The organism is Bombilactobacillus sp. ESL1202, from assembly GCF_058107125.1.
The window spans coordinates 1,081,107-1,099,982 of the sequence record NZ_CM176590.1 but is presented as its reverse complement, the minus strand read 5'-3'; the positions used below and the strand labels follow the sequence as shown (position 1 = coordinate 1,099,982).

The 18,876-nt window shown below is 35.5% G+C and carries 19 protein-coding genes; 12 read left to right on the top strand and 7 right to left on the bottom strand.

Going from position 1 to position 18,876, the window contains the following annotated elements; translation table 11 throughout:
• Positions 1-39 precede the first annotated feature (39 nt).
• The gene (locus AC3B7A_RS04880) at positions 40-1,368 is read left to right on the top strand and encodes a PTS sugar transporter subunit IIC (protein ID WP_489755016.1); all 1,329 of its coding nucleotides are present in this window, start codon (positions 40-42) and stop codon (positions 1,366-1,368) included.
• A gap of 90 nt (positions 1,369-1,458) precedes the next feature.
• On the top strand, positions 1,459-1,914 hold the full coding sequence (locus tag AC3B7A_RS04875) for an ASCH domain-containing protein (protein WP_489755015.1): 456 nt from the start codon (positions 1,459-1,461) through the stop codon (positions 1,912-1,914).
• A 763-nt stretch (positions 1,915-2,677) separates the two neighbouring features.
• Here the strand turns inward: AC3B7A_RS04875 and AC3B7A_RS04870 are convergent.
• The 5 genes from AC3B7A_RS04870 to AC3B7A_RS04850 all read right to left on the bottom strand — a co-directional run bounded on the left by AC3B7A_RS04870 (position 2,678) and on the right by AC3B7A_RS04850 (position 7,808).
• A complete protein-coding gene (locus tag AC3B7A_RS04870) occupies positions 2,678-3,367 on the bottom strand; it encodes a hypothetical protein (RefSeq protein WP_489755014.1) in 690 nt (229 codons plus the stop codon).
• A gap of 36 nt (positions 3,368-3,403) precedes the next feature.
• Positions 3,404-4,180, bottom strand: coding sequence for a DUF3114 domain-containing protein (locus AC3B7A_RS04865; protein WP_489755013.1), 777 nt, complete (start codon positions 4,178-4,180; stop codon positions 3,404-3,406).
• Positions 4,180-4,947, bottom strand: coding sequence for a hypothetical protein (locus AC3B7A_RS04860; protein ID WP_489755012.1), 768 nt, complete (start codon positions 4,945-4,947; stop codon positions 4,180-4,182). The genes AC3B7A_RS04865 and AC3B7A_RS04860 overlap by 1 nt, the downstream gene beginning before the upstream one ends.
• A gap of 100 nt (positions 4,948-5,047) precedes the next feature.
• Positions 5,048-6,676 (bottom strand): DUF3114 domain-containing protein, encoded by a 1,629-nt coding sequence (locus AC3B7A_RS04855; RefSeq protein WP_489755011.1) that lies wholly within the window; start codon positions 6,674-6,676, stop codon positions 5,048-5,050.
• A 376-nt stretch (positions 6,677-7,052) separates the two neighbouring features.
• Positions 7,053-7,808 (bottom strand): DeoR/GlpR family DNA-binding transcription regulator, encoded by a 756-nt coding sequence (locus AC3B7A_RS04850; protein ID WP_489755010.1) that lies wholly within the window; start codon positions 7,806-7,808, stop codon positions 7,053-7,055.
• Between the two features lie 210 nt (positions 7,809-8,018).
• Here AC3B7A_RS04850 and AC3B7A_RS04845 point away from each other — a divergent pair, with 210 nt between their 5' ends.
• The 10 genes from AC3B7A_RS04845 (at position 8,019) to AC3B7A_RS04800 (ending at position 17,477) form a co-directional block, all read left to right on the top strand.
• Entirely contained in the window at positions 8,019-8,537 is a 519-nt protein-coding gene (locus AC3B7A_RS04845; protein WP_489755009.1) for an RpiB/LacA/LacB family sugar-phosphate isomerase, read from the top strand.
• Between the two features lie 20 nt (positions 8,538-8,557).
• Positions 8,558-9,925, top strand: coding sequence for a PTS galactitol transporter subunit IIC (locus tag AC3B7A_RS04840; RefSeq protein WP_489755008.1), 1,368 nt, complete (start codon positions 8,558-8,560; stop codon positions 9,923-9,925).
• Positions 9,926-9,941: 16 nt separating this feature from the next.
• Positions 9,942-10,226, top strand: a complete 285-nt coding sequence (locus tag AC3B7A_RS04835) for a PTS sugar transporter subunit IIB (protein WP_489755007.1) — start codon at positions 9,942-9,944, stop codon at positions 10,224-10,226.
• Between the two features lie 9 nt (positions 10,227-10,235).
• A complete protein-coding gene (locus tag AC3B7A_RS04830) occupies positions 10,236-10,700 on the top strand; it encodes a PTS sugar transporter subunit IIA (protein ID WP_489755006.1) in 465 nt (154 codons plus the stop codon).
• A gap of 50 nt (positions 10,701-10,750) precedes the next feature.
• Positions 10,751-11,299: a 6-phospho-3-hexuloisomerase gene (hxlB, locus tag AC3B7A_RS04825; RefSeq protein ID WP_489755005.1), complete on the top strand. Its 549-nt coding sequence runs from the start codon at positions 10,751-10,753 to the stop codon at positions 11,297-11,299.
• A gap of 312 nt (positions 11,300-11,611) precedes the next feature.
• On the top strand, positions 11,612-12,286 hold the full coding sequence (gene deoC / locus AC3B7A_RS04820; protein WP_489755004.1) for a deoxyribose-phosphate aldolase: 675 nt from the start codon (positions 11,612-11,614) through the stop codon (positions 12,284-12,286).
• Between the two features lie 11 nt (positions 12,287-12,297).
• Positions 12,298-13,485, top strand: coding sequence for a phosphopentomutase (locus AC3B7A_RS04815; protein ID WP_489755003.1), 1,188 nt, complete (start codon positions 12,298-12,300; stop codon positions 13,483-13,485).
• Between the two features lie 11 nt (positions 13,486-13,496).
• A complete protein-coding gene (locus AC3B7A_RS04810; RefSeq protein WP_489755002.1) occupies positions 13,497-14,444 on the top strand; it encodes a sugar-binding transcriptional regulator in 948 nt (315 codons plus the stop codon).
• A 390-nt stretch (positions 14,445-14,834) separates the two neighbouring features.
• Positions 14,835-16,133, top strand: coding sequence for a pyrimidine-nucleoside phosphorylase (locus tag AC3B7A_RS04805; RefSeq protein WP_489755001.1), 1,299 nt, complete (start codon positions 14,835-14,837; stop codon positions 16,131-16,133).
• Between the two features lie 144 nt (positions 16,134-16,277).
• Positions 16,278-17,477, top strand: coding sequence for a NupC/NupG family nucleoside CNT transporter (locus AC3B7A_RS04800; RefSeq protein ID WP_489755000.1), 1,200 nt, complete (start codon positions 16,278-16,280; stop codon positions 17,475-17,477).
• 68 nt (positions 17,478-17,545) lie between these two features.
• Here AC3B7A_RS04800 and AC3B7A_RS04795 read toward each other — a convergent pair whose 3' ends face one another.
• On the bottom strand, positions 17,546-18,160 hold the full coding sequence (locus AC3B7A_RS04795; protein WP_489754999.1) for a DUF6037 family protein: 615 nt from the start codon (positions 18,158-18,160) through the stop codon (positions 17,546-17,548).
• Between the two features lie 91 nt (positions 18,161-18,251).
• The gene (locus tag AC3B7A_RS04790; protein ID WP_489754998.1) at positions 18,252-18,848 is read right to left on the bottom strand and encodes a MarR family winged helix-turn-helix transcriptional regulator; all 597 of its coding nucleotides are present in this window, start codon (positions 18,846-18,848) and stop codon (positions 18,252-18,254) included.
• Positions 18,849-18,876: the final 28 nt, after the last annotated feature.

Here is an 18,876-nt window from a genome sequence, read left to right as displayed (position 1 = left end):
GGACAAAATGAAATCATAATATTAAGGAGAGCTTTTCCAATGAAAGATTTTATTAATAAAAAACTCTTACCACCAGTCATGAAATTGGTTAACACCAAACCATTGCGTTCGATTAAAGATGGCATGATTTATCCCATTCCATTCATTATTGTGGGGGCGATTTTCTTAATTTTAGGTCAGCCACCAATTCCTGCTTTACAGGCCTACTTTAATCAAATTGGAATTGGCCCAGTTTTTATGCAAGCTAGTGATGCTTCGTTTGGCATTATGGCTTTATTTGCAGTTTTTGGTATTGCTTACTCGTGGGTGAAAAACGAAGGCTTTGATGCTGCTCCAGCCGGATTGTTAGCGGTTACCGTAGACATCATTTTACAGCCGAGCACTATCACGACTGTTACTAATATTGCCCATCCCACTAAAACTTCCACTGCTTGGCAAGTCTCTGGTGTGATTGACAAAAACTGGCTGGGTGGCCAAGGGATGATTATTGCCATGCTGGTAGGATTATTCGTTGGTTGGCTCTATTCTTGGTTTTTAAAAAAGAAAATTACAATCAAAATGCCTGAACAAGTACCACCTAACGTTTCTGCCTCCTTTGTCGCATTAATTCCTGCTGCGGCTATTATTTCGTTGGCCGCAATAGTTTATGGAATCTTCAAACTCGACTTTAATACTACTTTGGCGGAATGGATTTATAAAGTAATTCAAATTCCATTACAACACGCAACCGATGGACTTCTAGGAGTTATTATTATCTCACTATTGCCAGTCTTTCTATGGTTTTTCGGTGTTCATGGATCAACTATTGTTGGTGGTATTATGGGACCTTTGTTACTATCAAACAATTCAGATAATTTGGCTTTATATAAAGCTGGTAAATTATCACTGGCACATGGTGCACATATCGTCACTCAATCTTTCATGGATCAATGCTTAACAGTTACTGGCGCTGGCATGACTATCGGTTTAGTTGTCTTTATGTTTATTTTTGCCAAGTCCGCACAGATGAAAACTTTAGGTAAATTAGAAATTGTGCCAGCTTTGTTTAATATCAATGAACCAATTTTATTCGGTCTACCAATTGTCTTAAATCCAGTTCTTGCAGTTCCTTTCATCTTGACACCTGTTCTTTCTGGACTTTTAACTTATGCCGTTATTGCTTTGGGCATTATTCCACCGTTTAATGGTGTTTATGTTCCGTGGACTACACCAGCAATTATTTCAGGATTAATTGTAGGTGGTTGGCAAGGAGCTATCTGGCAAACTTTAATGTTGATCATGAGTTTCTTTATCTATTATCCATTTGCCAAAAAATATGACCGCATGCTGTTAAATCAAGAACAAAATAGTTCTGAGCAAAAGTCTTAATGCTTTAAAATAATCGATCAATCAGTATGATAAAATGAATCTCGAAAATAAAGTTGATGCTATACTTTCTGAATTTTAAAGGAGTAATTTATGAAAGCAACAATTATTGACGATTTTTGGCGTAAATTCCGCCAACAACACCAATTGCTTCGTGATAATCTTCATCACGAGGTTTATAGTTTTGGTGACAATGCTCAGATGGCCACAGACCTAGGTAAACTAGTCTTAAGCAGTCAAAAAACCGCCACTACTTCAGCATTGGAGACCTACGAAGAGCACGAACGTTTACCAAAAGTTGGCGACTATAATATTATTTTAGACGGTCAAAATCAACCACTTTGTATCACACAAACTAAAGTCGTTGAAATTATCCCTTTTGATCAGGTTAGCGCTGAGCATGCTTATCACGAAGGCGAAGGTGATCGAACTTTAAAATATTGGCGTCAAGTTCATGAAGACTTTTTCAAGCTAGAATACCAGCAATTAAAACAGAATTTTAATTTTCAAATACCTTGCGTTTGTGAAGTATTTGAAGTTGTTAAATAGCCTATTTTGAAACTTTGTTTTTCCAAGTAAAAGCTCTTTATGCGTCCCTAAATATTAACCCCCCTTAGCAATTAAGACTTGATAAGATGCACCCCAAAATTAGGACGGATTTTTAAAGCTTAAACTAATTTCTGATACTCATTGAATTTAGTACTTACTTTTATTTTCACCTTGTACATAACAAAAAACTACGGTCGTTAAACCACAGTTTCCAACATCTTAATTAAACTATATCCTAAAGGAGCTGGCGGCTTGGGATTATTCGATGAGTTGGAAAGCAAGCAAAGTAGAGTAAGAATGTTTTAAGTAAATTTAGAATGTGGGCACGAATAGCGGATTATCATATTGACCGCCAATTATTGATGGTAAAGGCTACCAGTGGTGACCATGATGGACAGATGTATAGTTGCTCACTAAATTAGTCCATAAGCATGAAACTCAGATAGATATTGATGAGATGACCACGGCTATTTTAAAGTTAGACAGTGAATAATGTTTGAGTCTGTATTACACATCCATATTTAGTTTCTGATAAACTGAAAGATTTAGTCATTTTGGAACGGATTTAAGACTGGAAAGCCATTTGTTAACTTCAAATAACTATTTTCCTCGGTCGCCCCTACGTTTAACCTCATTAATAACTACCATTTTCCTTAAATTTATTAATTAGATCTTACGGCACTGAATCTGGAATTGGATAAACGTGATCGTACTTGTGAAGATAACCATACCGGTCAATTTCTTTAGAAAATATATACTTACCTTATTTTTTCGGATTGTCCTGCATATCTACTCCAGGTCTCTGTACCTGCCAATGATTATGATATTTATTGATCATATAATCACCAGAATTTTTTAAATACCTTACATATTTTTTAGGATAATTCTTTTCTGCAAAACCATATTCTTTATTGTCATCATAATCATAGTGAACTTTATCAGATGGAATCTTTTTCTGTAAATCTTCTGGTAATTGATTATATAATGCTTGATTTAAACCTATAGATTTTGGCGTTATGTGCCAACTATTCACTCTTCTTAAAGGATGAATTTCGTCTTCATTCTCTACTGTTATCCAATAGTCTTGGATAAACAACTTGATCTGCTTTTTACTTATTTTATAATTACCTGAAAATGTTTCAATACTTATTCCATCTGGACTACCTTCTTGATCCGTCCGCACTTTAAAAGCATAGTTATATACTAAAACAAAGGTTTGATCGGATTTTAATTTTAAAAAGTATTCTCCATCAAAAATAGAGTTAAAGGAAAAAGATTGGCCAATCAAATTTTTTGCCGTTTTAGCTTTAATTGTGGGTGTCAAAACTTCACCTTGATCTTTGAGAGCTCGCAGTTTTTTAGCACTCATCTTTTGATATTTCGGTGCCATTTCCGCTCTGCTAGGTGGGTTACTACTCAGTCCCATGGTAAAAACACTTAACCTTGCTATCATAGCTAACAGAAAGCTTTTATAATTTTTTTCATCGTCTTATTTACCTTGATTTTTGCAATGATAAGCCAAATAGCTGTCTACAGGCTGATATTTATCTTTACCTTCTTTTCTAGGCGTTGTATAAAGAGCATACTGATCTTTGAACTTATCTGTCGTCAACATATCATTTCGATTAGGCATATCCATATTTCCATAAGAGTAATCATAATTATAGTGTGAGCTATCTACATTTCGTAAATTCATATCATTTTGATTGGCATAATTATACGATGGTTCATTCACAACACCAGCTAAATCGTCGGTTTTCCATTCAGCTAAACTTTGCCCACTCTTACCAATCATTGTTGCCGGATCGACATGTAATAATTTACCCGTTTGATTATCAATAATTAATTCGACATGGAAATTGGATAATAATTTGTAATTATTTGAAGAGCCTATGCTAGGATAAACATCTTTAAATTTCACTTTATTATGCGCTCTGGTACTTTCACTGCCGACTTTAAACTGTCCGGTTTGACTTAAATCATCTAAATATTCACCAGGGGTAACATGCAATTTCTTAGCTGCCTGTTCCACATACTTAGCGTTGGAGTTCGAAATATAATAGCGCAATTGGTGAATTTCCGTAGCTAACGTCCTGCTGGCAGTAGCCAAATCACCTTTCGTTCCCTTAGTAAATGGAAAAGCTGTTTGTACGACTTTGGGCAACAACATCTGTAATAATTCATTTTCAAACGGATTTAAGACTGGAAAACCGTTTTTCAATTTCAAATAACCATTTTCCACGGTGATGCCTAAGTTAAACATCATTAATAACTACCACTTTCCTTAAATTTATTAATTAGATCTTCTGACACTGAATCGGGAATTGGGTAAACATGGTCATATTTGTGAAGGTAACCAAATTTATAAGGATTATTGTAGTACCTTTTAGTTCCTTTAATGTGTTTTCTTTCACCAAGCATTGGTTGCTGAACTTGCCAAATGTTTCCCTTTTTTATCAATACATAACTACCAGCATTTGACAATTTTTTAGCCAAACCTTTTGAATTCTCTCTTCTAAAATATTCATATGAATGATCATATCGCTGTTGAATTTGATCATGTGAAATCTTTTGTTGCAAATCTAATGGCAACTTATTATACAATGCTTGATTTAAACCGATAGATGTTGGTGTTACTGACCAGCTATTCATTCTTTTTAAAGGATGAATGTCGTCTTCATTTTCAACTGTTATCCAATAGTCTTGGATAAACAACTTGATCTGCTTTTTACTTATTTTATAATTACCCGCAAATGTTTGAATACTTATTCCATCTGGACTACCCTCTTGATCCGTCCGCACCTTAAAAGCATCGTTATATACTAAAACAAAGCTTTGATCGGGTTTTAACTTTAAAAAATATTCACCATCTCCTTCTCTCGGAAAATATTCAAATTCTGACGAATTAAAAGAAAAAGATTTACCGATTAAATCTTTAGCCGTTCTAGCTTTAACCTTGGGTGTTAAAACAGCGCCCTCATTTTTGCGAGCTTGCAGTTTTTTATCACTCATTTTTTGATATTTTGGTGTCATTTCCGACCTACTAGGTGGATTACTACTTAGTCCCATCGTGAAAATGCTTAATCCCGCTACCATAGTCAGCAGATAACTTTTATATATTTTTTTCATTGCCTTATTTACCTTGCTTTTTGCGATGATAATCTGAGTAGCTGTCTACAGGCTGATATTTATTTTTGCCTTCTTTTTTAGGCGTTGTATAAAGAGCATACTTATTTTTAGACTTATCTGTCGTAAACATATCATTGCGATTAGGCATATCTAGCGCTTTTTCATAACCATAATCATAATTAAAATGTGAGCTGTCCAAATTATTCAAATTCATATCATTTTGATTGGCATAATTATACGATGGTCCATTCACAAAACCCGCTAAATCATCTTTTTGCCATTCAGCTAAATTTTGTCCACTTTTGCCAATCGTGATTGCTGGATCAACATGTAATAATTTACCCGTTTGATTATCAATAATGAATTCCACATGAAAATTGGATAATAATTTATAATTATGCATGTAATTCAAATTATATTTATCATTATTTTGATCATAATATTTTTTATTATGCGCTCTCGCACTTTCACTGCCAACTTTAAACTGCCCGGTTTGGCTTAAATCATCTAAATATTCACCAGGGGTAACGTGCAACTTTTTAGCCACTTGTTCAACATACTTAGCGTTTGAGTCAGAAATGTAATAGCGCAATTGGTGAATTTCCGTGGCTATAGTGCCGCTGGCATTAGCTAGACCACCTTTCGTTCCCTTAGTAAATGGAAATGCAGTTTGTACGACTTTGGGCAACAAGGTTTGTAGCAATTCATTTTCAAATGGATTTAAGACTGGAAAGCCATTTGTTAACTTCAGATAACCATTTTCCACGGTCGCTCCTAAGTATTTCAGCATAATCGTTAAGGCTGAACTAGCTGCTTTTTTACTAACTCCCGTTTGCGCATACGGTCGAAATAAAGCATTAAAAGCAGCAGAACCCACTTGACGCGCTTGCTTAAATAAATGATTTAATTGTTTAGATAATTTATCTCCCTTTAAGTTCTTGATACTAGCATTCAAGAAATGTTCATAGCTAGTCAAGGCCTCATCATTCCAACCATCGCGTCCTAACTCCGTTAGAAAAGCCGCAATCTGAAAGTGATTTTTGCCTTGACCTTTAATCCCCGCAGTCACTGCTAGATCACTTTTAACATTAACTAAATTCCGATCCAACTCTTTTAAAGCTAATGGCAAGGTGCGATTATTGTAATTTAACAATTTTCGCTTCGTTTGTTGTACCAGCTGAATCGTTTCGCCCAATGCTTCATCGGCTTGATCATCAATTAATTGACAGTTAGCGCCAGCTTCAATCGCTAAGCGGTAAGCTTTGTTAAGTTTAGCAACTGTTTTACGATTTCTTTCTTTGGCCTTTGTCAGTATTTTTTCAATATCATCTAAGTTATCGGTGTCAATTTTAGCTTGACTACTACTATCAACATCTTCCTTAAAGTCATTAATTAGACGTTCCATACCTTGAGCTAATTGATCTAACTCACTCATTAATTGTTGCGGTTCACGACCATGGGCTTCTTCTACATACTCGGACATTCGTTGCTGTGCTTTTCCACTGAAGCCTTCTGAATTCGGAACCGATCTCATCTTGGTACTAGTATCTTGTAACGCACTTTTCAAAGCTTTAACTTGTTTTTGTAAGTCATAATTATTTTCTTCTAACTTACGCATATCAATTTTAACCATTAATTTCCCCATATTCTTAATTATTTTAAAATCAATATGTTATATTCATAATAAATAGTTTTTCATTTTAATGATAATATATTAATTCAATAGTAAAATAACATAATTACAAAGCCTAAGTAAAGAAATATTATTATGCCGATTAAAAAACGAATTATTTATATATTAAGCACTACCTTAGTAAAGACCGGAAAGCTAGGTTAGGGTTACTAGTAGCTAAAATCCCAGCTTAACCCCCTAACTAATTTATAAATAAAAAAATCGTAAATTTTAAAATTAGGTTAGCCACTTAAAAAATACAAAAATACCGAGATAAAAATTGATGTGCCCCCCGAAGTTAGGAAAACTTCGGGAATCACATCAAACAGCCTCTTTTTCAACAAGTTAATACCTGCGTTTGATTTCTTAATAAATTAACTTTTTCTGTATTACTTTCTTGATTAGTAATCAAAGCAGTTATTTCTTGCCAAGAGCAAATATTATATAAGCTTTTACGTTCAAACTTAGTATAATCTCCTAAAATATAGCGTTTCTCTGAATGCTGAATAATGTTTTGATCGACAAAAGCATCTGAAGATGACGGACTAGTGGGACCTGTGAAATTATTAAAACCATCTGTGCCTAAAAAACATAAATCGACTTGAATTTGTTGTAATTGATTAATCGTCCATCCCCCAAACACTGAAGAACTAGCTGAACGTAATTCTCCACCTAAAAAGAATAATTGATTATGTGAAGTTAATAAAAGCTGTGCTATAGGCAAGGAATCGGTAAATATTTTATACCCACTTTTATTAATCAATAATTTAGCTAACTCAACAATAGTACTTCCCGTACCCAAAATAATTGAACTTTTTTCAGGAATTAACGTTAATGATTTTTGAGCCAGTCGCATTTTAGCAGCTACATTTTCTTGTTCTCGAACTTGAAATGAATGTTCTATGGCATGTTGCTTTAAAGTTGCTCCTCCGTGTTCCTTGACTAATAAACCTTTCTTCTCCAAAAAAGTTAAATCCTTACGAATTGTTTCGTAAGAAACATCAAACTCACGGGATAATTCACTAACATAAACCACACCAGTTTGTTTAATTTCTGCCAAAATTAAATTACGTCGTTCTTCCATTAACTGCATTTTTCAGTCTCCTTTTTTTCATCATAGCAAAAAGCTCAAGATAACCCAAGCAAAAGCAAGTAAAGTCAATTAAAAATTGGTAAAAATTGGTAAAAACTATCAATATATCCCTTCAAAAACAAATAAAAGCCTATTGACAACAACTAAAACCAAGTTTATATTGAAGTTGTTGTTAAGCGTATACATTATATTTTACAAGGAGGAATACTAATGACAACAAAAATTGCGATTGCTTGTGACGATATTGGCTTTTCAACTAAAGAAGCACTAAAGCAATATTTAGTTCAGGAAAAAGACGCCGAGATTATTTTTGACCCTGTTAAAACACCTCAAGATGGTCAAAATACGTTTGCTAAATTGGCCGATGAAATGGCGAAAGTAATTCAAGAAGATCAATGTCGTTTAGGTATCTATATTTGTGGCACCGGAATTGGTTTTACTTGCCAGGTCAATAAACATTGGGGAATTCGGGCTGTAGCTGTCACCAATCCTTATTCTGCTCAACGTGCCCGTTTAAGTAATAACGCCCAAATTATTGGTTTAGGCTGTCGCGTTAATAGCTTGGAATACATGAAACAAGTTGTAGATGCTTGGTATGATCAACCTTTTGATTTTTCAACCGCTCGAGAAAATTCAAAGAAAAATTTATTAGAAGCTGAAAAAGATGATAATCGAAATCTAAAAAAACCCGATTATGTTGCTTGGAATATGGGATTTAGACCCGAATAAGGTCACAAGGAGGAGTTCTCGTGGCAATTATCACCCAATTTATCAATGATATTGGTAATTTTATTTTCATTCCCTGTATTTTTCTAATTTTTATGTTGCTCTTACGTCGGCCACTAGGCGAGGCTATTCAATGCGCTATGAAAGTCGGTATTGGCTTTATTGCCCTAACTATGGTTATTAACTTTATGCTTGATAAGATGAGCCCGGCTATCAAAGGTTTAGCTAAGGCCACCGGTTCTTCTTTATCAGCAATTGACGTCGGCGGTGCGGCCACTGCAGTTATGGGATTTGGTTCTAATTTAGGTGCAATCATTATCCCATTATGTGTTGTAACCAACATTATTATGTTAGTCCTCAGATTAACCGATTGTGTCAACGTTGATGTTTTTAACTTGCATCAAAATGCTTCAATGGGCGCTATTGTAGCAGCTTATTCACATAATTTCTTGTATGGCGTTTTAACAGCTGCTTTGTTCCACGTATGGGCACTAATTGCTGCTGATTTAGGTGCTAAACAAAATCAAGAATACTTTGGTTTACCGGAAGGAGTCTCCATTTCACATCCAGTTGCCAATACGTACTTAATTTTTGCTTACCCATTTAATTGGCTCTTCGATCATATTCCCGGATTTCGCAACTGGAACATTACGGCAGAAAATATTCAAAAACGCTTTGGAATTTTAGGTGATCCCACAATTGTTGGCTTCTTTATTGGCATGTTATTGGGTTTGATTGGTTACAGCTGGGCTAATCCCTATCGTACCGTGATCAAAAGTATCCAATTAGGTATGTATTTAGCAGCAGTTATGCTCTTACTACCTAAGATGACTTCTATTATGATGGAAGGTTTAGTGCCTTTATCCAACGCCGCTCGTAAAATGTTAGTTAAGCGATTTCCAAATCGTAATATTACAGTGGGAATGGATACAGCCTTGATCGTCGGAAATCCTTCTGTCATCGCTACATCTTTATTATTAATTCCCATCATCGTTATTTTAGCAGTTATTTTACCAGGAAACCGGGTCATGCCCCTAGGCGACTTATCACAGTTTGTCTTCTTCATTGCTTGTATGTTACCGATTTTTAAAGGTAATATTTTGCGAACTTGGCTAACATCAGCCATTGTCTTCGGTGGCGGTTTGTACATTGCTTCTTGGATGACACCTGCTACTAACACCGTCTTTCACGAATTTGGTGCCGGTGCCAAATCTGGAGTTATGTATTCATCATTAAATCCCTCTGCTAATCCGTTTACCGGTCTATTTGCAGCGACTACACATGTTGGGATTTTCGGTTTTATTCTGATTGGAATTTTATTAATTTCCATTGGTTATTTACTCAAAAAACGTGAACACCGACAACAACAAAGCGATGTTCCAACTAATTAGGCAGGAGAAAATTATTATGAAAAAAATTTTAGTAGTTTGTGGAAACGGCATTGCTTCATCATCAATTATGGTCTCAGTTTTACAAGATTATTTAAAAGAACATCATTTACAAGCTCAAGTGGATAAAGCTTCTATTGCCGATTGCAGTGCTGAAAAATTTAATAGTTATGACATCATAGTTTCCTCAACTAAACTTTCCAATCCCAAAATCACTACAAAAGTGATTGTAGGTGCAGGTTTATTAACCGGAATTGGCGAAGATGAAATCTATGACGCTGTCGCAACAGAATTAGCAAAGTAGGCTGACACAATGACAGATATTAAACTTTACGTTAATGAAATTTCTCAGCCAATTGATTCATATCAAGAAGCGATTAACTTTACAGGACACCAGATGCTTCAAGGAGGCAGTATTACTAAAGACTATATTGATGCTTGTATCAAGCGTGAAATTGATTTTCCAACAGGTCTAATGTTACCTGATGGTCATGGAGTTGCAATGCCTCATGGCAACAGTCAATATGTCAAACAAAATAGTATTAGTGTAGCACGCAACTTACATGGGGTAAAATTTGGTCGCATGGAAGACAATCAGCAAAGTGTTAATTGCCAGTTAATCTTTAATTTAGCCTTAGCTTCTGGTCAAGAACATATTCAAGTTCTCAAACAAGTGGTTTCCCTTTTTCAAGATTCAAACTTTATTGAGCTATGTTTACAGCAACCCATGAACCAAATAAAATATCATCTTCAACAAAGATTAAATCATCAAAATTAATGTTTTGGAGATAACAAAATTCTAAATAGAAATTAAGTGAGGCAAAACATTTGACTTTAAATTATTGGCAAAAAATTTTGGATGAATTGCAACAAATCACGCCCCGGTTAAGTTTACAGCAATTTAATCAATTAGTTAATTCAATCTTATCTGTATCGCAAATTTTTTTAACCGGTGCTGGTCGCTCAGGTTTAATGATTCAAGCATTCGCTAATCGCCTCATGCACTTAGGTCTACAAGCCCATGTGATCGGTGATATTAGTACTCCAGCAGCCCACACAGAAGACTTGCTCCTTATAGGTTCTGCGTCAGGGCAAACTGCTAAATTAATTACTCAAGCTCAGACTGCCAAAAAGTTAGGATTAACTATTGCCATCATTACAGCTAATCCGCAATCTTCATTGGCTCAATTAGCCGATTGGAAATTATTGATTCCAGCACCTTCTAAAAAAGATACGACTATTAAATCCATTCAGCCAATGGGGTCAACTTTTGAACAGAGTTCTTTATTAATTTACGATAGCTTAGTACTAGCTTTAATGGACAAACTTGGTGAAACGAACGCTAAAATGACTCAAAGACACGCTAATATTGAGTAAATTATGGCAATAAAAACTAGTTCAGTCAGAAAAATCATTAGTTCCAATTAATAAATATGTATTAGCACTAGCCCAAACTAAATCAAATTGTTTTTTAAATTTAGTAATTAGTAGCCAGTTTCTCAAAATCCTTTGTCATAACGTCGACTTTTCAAAATAACTTACCTTTTTATAGGTATTCTCCGAAAAATAAATTTTATTTTTCTGGAGAATATTTTTTATCCATTCTTGAACATAATTTCAAAAATTAGCTTTACATTTGTTAAATAAGTTATATAATTAATTTGGATTTACAGAAAGGGGTTTCAAAACATGAAAGAACTTACAAAAAAAGAATTAGCTAAATATTTGGACCATACACTTTTAAAACCAAATGCTACCAAAGAAGACATTTTAAAAACTTGTGACGAAGCAAAACGCTATCAAACTGCGTCCGTTTGTGTCAACGCTTACTGGACCAAGATTGTGCATGAGCAATTAGCCGGTAGTGAGATTAATACTTGTGTCGTGGTTGGCTTCCCATTGGGTGCTACCAGCACTGCGACCAAAGTTTTTGAAGCCAAACAAGCCATGACTGATGGTGCTGATGAGTTAGATATGGTCATTAACGTGGGTGAATTAATCGGTGGTAACTATGATGCCGTAAAAGCTGATATTGCTGCAGTTGTGGCAGCTGTTCATGCTGAAAACAAATTATTGAAAGTTATCATTGAAACATCATTCTTGAACGATAATCAGATCACTGAAGCTTCCAAATTAGCAGAACAAGCTCAAGCTGATTTTGTTAAAACTTCTACTGGTTTCAGTTCTGCTGGCGCTAAAGCAACTGATGTCAAATTAATGCGCCAAACAGTTGGCGAGCGTTTAGGTGTAAAAGCATCTGGTGGTATTCATAGCTATGAAGAAGCCATGAACATGATTAACGCTGGAGCCAGTCGTTTAGGTGTCAGTGCCACTGTAAAGATTTTAGACGGCGCCCCAAAATAAAGGAGAAGAAGATGGCTTATAAAAGAATTTTTGGTATCGTTTTAGATTCTATTGGAACCGGCGCAGCTCACGATGCTGCTGATTTTGATGATGTTGGTTCCGATACTTTAGGTCACATTGGTGAATATTTTGATGGCAATTTAAAATTACCTAATTTGCAAAAAATCGGTCTCTCTAACCAACGTGCTAAAGCTATTGTTGGTGTTCCTAAAGCTGAACAACCAATTGGTTACTTTGGTAACATGCAAGAAATTTCTGTTGGCAAAGACAGTATGGATGGTCATTGGGAAATGATGCAATTGCCCGTCAAAACCGAATTATCTTTCTTCCCTAATGGCTTTCCGGATGACTTACTAGACAAAATTGCTAAATTCTCTGGTCGCAAAATTATTGGTAATCGTCCAGAATCTGGCACCAAAATCATTGCCGAATTAGGCGAACAGCAAATGAAAACCGGTGACTTAATCATCTACACTTCTGGTGATTCAGTGTTACAAATTGCCGCTCATGAAGACGTTATTCCAGTTGACGAATTATACAAAATTTGTGAATACGCTCGTAGCTTAGTCAACGGTCCAGAATATACGGTGGGCCGCATTATTGCCCGTCCTTATATCGGCAGCGATAAAGATCATTTTACTCGGACTGCTAATCGCCATGATTTCACTTTAAAACCCACTGGTAAAACTACTCTAGACTACCTCAAAGACCAAGGCATCACCACTATCGGCATTGGTAAAATCAATGATATTTTCAGTGGTGAGGGTATCGGCGAAGGTTACCATAACGAAAGTAATATGGATGGCATGGATCATTTAGATCATGTGATGCAAAAAGATTTTACAGGCTTTTGTTTTACAAATTTGGTTGATTTTGATGCAATGTACGGACATCGGCGTAATATTAAAGGGGACGGTCAAGCCTTAATGGACTTTGATCAGCGCCTAGGTCACGTTTTAGAACAGATGCACGATGATGATTTATTAATCATCACAGCTGATCATGGTAATGATCCAAGTTACAAAGGTACTGATCACACTAGAGAATTAGTTCCCCTATTAGTTTACTCACCAAGTATGAAAACTCCGGCGAGTTTAGGTACTCGGACAACTTTTAGCGATTTCGGTGCTACAGTTGCAGACAACTTTAACGTTGCCACCAATAATTTGGGGACTAGTTTTTTAAATCAACTCCAATAAAAAGGTGAATCATGACAAATCACGGTGAAACCAAGTTAAAACAAGCTTTAACTGTTGCTCAACTTTATTATGAAGAAAATCTGGGACAAGCAGCCATTGCCAAAAAAATGCACTTATCACGGCCGACAATTTCACGGCTATTGCAACTAGCCAAGGAATCTGGACTAGTTAAAATTCAGATTGAAAATCCTTTTATTAACTATTCGGATTTGGCAGATATTCTTTCGCAAAAATATCAAGCACAAATTGAAATTGTCGCTCCTCATTTTGCTGGTAAAACGACTAATTTGGAAAGCTTAGGCGCTTATGCCGCCCAATTTTTAACTAATTTAGTCGAACCCAATGACATTATTGGCATTGGCTGGGGAAAAACTGTGCACGCTGTCACCACTAATTTAACAGTGCAAACAATTCCAGGCGTTAAAACTGTTCAACTAAAGGGTGGCTTCAGTTTTAGTCATGAAAAAACTTACGCGTATGAAAGTATTAACGAATTGGCACAAGCTTTTCAGACGCAAGCTCAATATTTACCCCTACCAACTATTTTTGATAGTAAAGTTACCAAAGAGTTAGTTGAACAAGATCGTTTCATCAAACAAATTTTGGACTTAGGTCAAAAAGCCAACATTGCACTGTTTAGTGTCGGGACTGCGAGCAGCAATTCTTTATTATTCAATCTAGGATATTTAAATAAGGAACAAAAGACACAAATTCAGACTAAAGCGGTCGGCGATATTGTTTCGCGCTTTATTGATAGCAATGGTCACATTATTGACAATGAATTGAATCAACGAACAGTCGGTATCGAAGCCAAAGCGCTTGGTCAAAAAGAAAATTCCATCGTGGTCGCCAGTGGTTTACAAAAAACCGCCGCTGTCCATGCCGTATTAAAGGCACACTATGCAAACATTGCAATTTTAGACGCCAACTTAGCACAAAATCTAATTGATTGTGAATAATAAGCTGTGACAAGAAACGTTTAAAAGTTGAGTACTAACCTAGACTGATAATTAAGCCAGAACCTGGCTTGATTAGCAGTTGTAGTTAGACGCCGACTTTTGTTTCTTGGAACGCAATTATAATAAGCTGCGAACAAAAAGCACTGAGTACCGAGTATAACCTCTGAAAATTGATTTTTATCTTGATAAGAACAAAATAAAATAATGTTCTGTTCAAAAACTGCTTACTACTAAAACTAAAATTCAATTCTCAAAGATCACATAAAACTTAACCGTTAACTAAAATCAGATTGGCATTAGATGGTCGGTTAACTGTGTTCTTTGAGAACACAAAAGTAAACGCTTTCTTAAAAATAAATTAAATTCAACTATTAAAGGAGTCCATTTAACATGAGAATGGTCGATATTATTGATGAAAAGAGAAACGGTCAGGAACTAACTCCTGAAGAAATTCAATTCTTTATTAACGGTGTTTGCGACAAAACAATTCCCGATTACCAAATTAGTGCTTTACTAATGGCTATTTATTTCCAAGATATGACGGATCAGGAACGCGCCGATCTGACCATGAAGATGATGAAATCTGGTGATCACTTAGATCTGTCAGCAATTCCTGGTATTAAAGTTGATAAACATTCTACTGGCGGTGTGGGTGACAAAATCAGTTTACCTTTAGCTGCAGTTGTGGCTGCCACCGGCATTGCAGTACCGATGATTTCTGGACGTGGCTTAGGTCATACTGGTGGTACTTTAGATAAATTGGAAGCCATTCCTGGCTATCAAGTTGAAATTAGTGAGCAAGATTTTATTCAACAAGTTGCTCAAGAAAACTTAGCCATTATTGGTGCTACTGGTGATATTGCACCAGCTGACAAAAAAATTTACGCTTTGCGTGATGTAACCGATACCGTGGATTCAATTCCCTTAATTGCTAGTTCGATTATGAGTAAAAAAATTGCTGCTGGTACTGACGCCTTAGTTATTGATGTCAAAACTGGAGCTGGCGCCTTCATGAAGACGTTAGAAGATTCTGTAGCGTTAGCCAAAGCACTGGTTGCTATTGGTAAAGGTGTCGGTTTGAAATGTATGGCCGTTATTTCTGACATGAATCAACCACTCGGTTATAAGATTGGTAATTCTTTAGAAATTGAAGAATCAATTGATGTTCTCAAAGGTCAAGGTCCTAAAGATGTAACTGAATTAATGTTAACTTTGGGGAGCTATATGGTCGTTTTAGGTGAAAAAGCGACTAATGCCGACGATGCTCGCAAATTATTAGAAGATGCTATTAGTTCTGGTCGGGCTTTAGACCGTTTTCGGGCCATGATCAAAGCTCAAGGTGGCGATGAACGCGTCATTGATGACTATTCAATTATGACGCAAGCCCAATATAAAATTGAACTGCCAGCTAAAAATAGTGGTGTCATCGCCCAAATTAAGGCTGATGAAGTTGGTATTGCCAGTATGATGCTTGGTGGTGGTCGGCAAAAGGCTGAAGATCCGTTAGATTACAGTGTTGGTATTGAATTACACAAAAAGGTCGGTGACCAAATTCAAACCGGCGAGTCAATTTTAACCATTTATAGTAATCGTGAAAATGTCGATGATATTAAAGATTTGCTCTATCAAAATATTACCATTGCTGATCATGCCGAAACTAACCCCATGATTTATCAAATTATTGATTAAGCACTTATTTTGACAATTCAACAATGTGCAAAAAAGACCCTTAAACCGTCTTGGGGTTTAAGGGTCTTACTACGCTTAGAAAAAAATATTTTAAACTAATTTATCCATAAAAGCAAAAATTTCAGATTGAGAAAGGTGAAAAAAATGCGCTTTGTCTTCTTATTAACAGGTATCCTTTTAGTACTAGCTATCGGTTGGCTCGTCAGTAGTGATCGTAAACACATTAAATTTAAAAAGATGGGAATTATGTTTGTCCTTCAACTAATTATCTCTTTTCTTTGTTTGAACACATCTGGCGGTATTAAAACCATGGGCGCGATTTCTAACTTTTTTAATTGGTTGATGGTTCAAGCTGCTGGTGGCATTAACTTTGTTTTTGGCGGTTTAGTTATTAAAAAAGGTGCTTCCGTCTTTTTCCTAAATGTTTTAATGCCTATTGTCTTCATCTCCGCTTTAGTCGGAATTTTAAATTACATCAAGGTTTTACCGTTTATTATTAAGTGGACTGGTTATGTGTTAAATAAATTAGCAGGCATGGGCGAACTTGAGAGTTACTTTGCTGTTTCCACGGCCATTTTAGGTCAACCAGAAGTCTTTTTAACAATTAAAGACGTCATTCCTAAGTTAGATGAAAAACGGCTGTATACCATTTGTGCTTCGGCCATGAGTGCTGTTTCGGCGGCAGTTTTGGCTTCTTATATGCAACTAGCTCCCGGTAAATTCGTGGTGACGGCAGTTTTTTTAAATATTTTATCAGCTTTAATTGTTTCTTGTATTGTTAATCCGTATGATGTTTCTGATGCAGAAAACAAAGCCATCAATGCTGATTCTGCGAACACTAATCTATCTAATGAACCGTTCTTTCAAGTTGTCGGTAATTACATCTTGGATGGTTTCAATTTGGCGATTACCGTCGCTGCCATGTTGATCGGCTTTGTCGCCCTAGTAACTTTCTTAAATAGTACTTGTACCGTTATTTTCCATATTAGTTTCACTACTATTCTCGGTTATATTTTCTCACCGATTGCCTTTTTAATGGGCGTTCCTGCTTCTGACATTCAAAAAGTGGGTAGTTTGATGGCCACTAAAATGTTAACCAATGAATTCGTGGCCTTAGGTCAATTACACCAAATTGTCCACGTTTTAAGTCCAAAAGCCGTGGCAATTATTTCTTCCTACTTGATTTCGTTTGCCAACTTCAGTGTGATTGGCATTATTACTGGAGCGATCAAATCTATTAGTGCTAAACAAGGATCATTTGTTGCTAAATTTTCACTGAAGTTATTATTGGGTGCTACTTTAGCTTCAATTTTAACGGGTACGATTGTCGGTTTGTACTTCTAAAATCTCTCACTGAATTTATGTAAATACTCCGTAACTATTGTATTAAAATTAATAGCTATGGAGTATTTTTATTTGTTAAAATTATTTTTTATTATTTCAAGGTCAGTTTTTTCCTCATCTTTAAGTTTAGAGTAGCAAAAGCTAATAGTCGTATCATTACAGAAATAATCATATAGTTTAGGTCTTAATAACTTAGTCTTATCAGAGTTACACATACTTCTATTTTGACCTTTAGGATTTCTTCTTAAGCCCATACAATAAATTTTGTCGGGATCTTCAGAATCACTGACACTCAAATAGTGAACCATAGCTTTTTTTTCACTATCAGAATAACGTTTAGGTACTTTTAAGGGAATTGAATTACCCAATCGCATCGAAAATTGTTCTAAAATGTCTCCCAAATTTTTTGAATATTCAATACCAAAATATTTTCTTAAACTTTTTGCATCTATAATCAGTTTATTAGAATTAGCTTCAACTTTAAGATAATCATTTGAATCAGAAAATTTCATAAATCGTAATCCAACAAGAGCGTATTTATTCTTTCTTGGAAAACGTTTAGAGAATCTTTGAACCAAAACAGCATAATTTATTTGTTTGTACCGAAATGAAAAACTTGAAATAACCCATCCTTTTTCTTTCATATCATCTTTTAAACTTTTTAAATTTTGCAGGTTATTCATAGTCATCACCCTTTGTAAATCAACTAATAAACTAATTTTACATGAAAGATTAAAAAAAGATCAATTACTTTGTTGCTTCTCAACTGCAGCATTAGGTAGAAAAAGTGATGCTAATAAGCCAATAAATACAAAGGCAATCATTAAAATAAAACTCCATTGATAGCCAATCTCTGTTGCTTGACCTTGACCAACACTCCCCCTTAAGTTGGCCGCTAAAGCGACCATCAACATTGCCAAGGCCGTACCTAACGCCCCCGTACAGTAAGACAAAGCAGCATTTGCATGGGTCGTTAGCTAGCCCGCCAACAATTTGTTCATTAACTTTACGCATTGTCTCATGGATCGAACTAATGTGCTGTTCTAAAAACTGCATTCTTTGACTAGTCAGTGCCAAACTAATCTGGCGACGGTAACTTTTTAAATGACTAGTGTTAATTAATTGGGCTTGCTCCAAACGTTTAACAATACTGCACATCGTCGGATGACTCAGCGCAAATTTTTGTGCTACTTCCCGCTGTGTAATAGTTTGACCATGAGCTTCATAAAGATAAACTAAAAGTGTGATCTGGGGACCAGTTAAATTATAATTGGGAATTAATTGCGCAATACGCCGGTTTAATTCTTTTTCAATCAATGTATTTGCGACTTTAATTTTTGGTCCTAATTGTTGCAACAAATCATCTTTCATAAATTATCCTCTCAAAAGTGTGGTTTAC

What these genes read in the sequence shown, in the direction of transcription:
- AC3B7A_RS04880 (WP_489755016.1), top strand. Translation starts at nt 40, where the DNA reads ATGAAAGATTTTATTAATAAAAAACTCTTACCACCAGTCATGAAATTG.
- AC3B7A_RS04875 (WP_489755015.1), top strand. Translation starts at nt 1,459, where the DNA reads ATGAAAGCAACAATTATTGACGATTTTTGGCGTAAATTCCGCCAACAA.
- AC3B7A_RS04870 (WP_489755014.1), bottom strand. Translation starts at nt 3,367, where the DNA reads ATGATAGCAAGGTTAAGTGTTTTTACCATGGGACTGAGTAGTAACCCA.
- AC3B7A_RS04865 (WP_489755013.1), bottom strand. Translation starts at nt 4,180, where the DNA reads ATGATGTTTAACTTAGGCATCACCGTGGAAAATGGTTATTTGAAATTG.
- AC3B7A_RS04860 (WP_489755012.1), bottom strand. Translation starts at nt 4,947, where the DNA reads ATGACACCAAAATATCAAAAAATGAGTGATAAAAAACTGCAAGCTCGC.
- AC3B7A_RS04855 (WP_489755011.1), bottom strand. Translation starts at nt 6,676, where the DNA reads ATGGTTAAAATTGATATGCGTAAGTTAGAAGAAAATAATTATGACTTA.
- AC3B7A_RS04850 (WP_489755010.1), bottom strand. Translation starts at nt 7,808, where the DNA reads ATGCAGTTAATGGAAGAACGACGTAATTTAATTTTGGCAGAAATTAAA.
- AC3B7A_RS04845 (WP_489755009.1), top strand. Translation starts at nt 8,019, where the DNA reads ATGACAACAAAAATTGCGATTGCTTGTGACGATATTGGCTTTTCAACT.
- AC3B7A_RS04835 (WP_489755007.1), top strand. Translation starts at nt 9,942, where the DNA reads ATGAAAAAAATTTTAGTAGTTTGTGGAAACGGCATTGCTTCATCATCA.
- AC3B7A_RS04830 (WP_489755006.1), top strand. Translation starts at nt 10,236, where the DNA reads ATGACAGATATTAAACTTTACGTTAATGAAATTTCTCAGCCAATTGAT.
- deoC (WP_489755004.1), top strand. Translation starts at nt 11,612, where the DNA reads ATGAAAGAACTTACAAAAAAAGAATTAGCTAAATATTTGGACCATACA.
- AC3B7A_RS04815 (WP_489755003.1), top strand. Translation starts at nt 12,298, where the DNA reads ATGGCTTATAAAAGAATTTTTGGTATCGTTTTAGATTCTATTGGAACC.
- AC3B7A_RS04810 (WP_489755002.1), top strand. Translation starts at nt 13,497, where the DNA reads ATGACAAATCACGGTGAAACCAAGTTAAAACAAGCTTTAACTGTTGCT.
- AC3B7A_RS04805 (WP_489755001.1), top strand. Translation starts at nt 14,835, where the DNA reads ATGAGAATGGTCGATATTATTGATGAAAAGAGAAACGGTCAGGAACTA.
- AC3B7A_RS04800 (WP_489755000.1), top strand. Translation starts at nt 16,278, where the DNA reads ATGCGCTTTGTCTTCTTATTAACAGGTATCCTTTTAGTACTAGCTATC.
- AC3B7A_RS04795 (WP_489754999.1), bottom strand. Translation starts at nt 18,160, where the DNA reads ATGAATAACCTGCAAAATTTAAAAAGTTTAAAAGATGATATGAAAGAA.
- AC3B7A_RS04790 (WP_489754998.1), bottom strand. Translation starts at nt 18,848, where the DNA reads ATGAAAGATGATTTGTTGCAACAATTAGGACCAAAAATTAAAGTCGCA.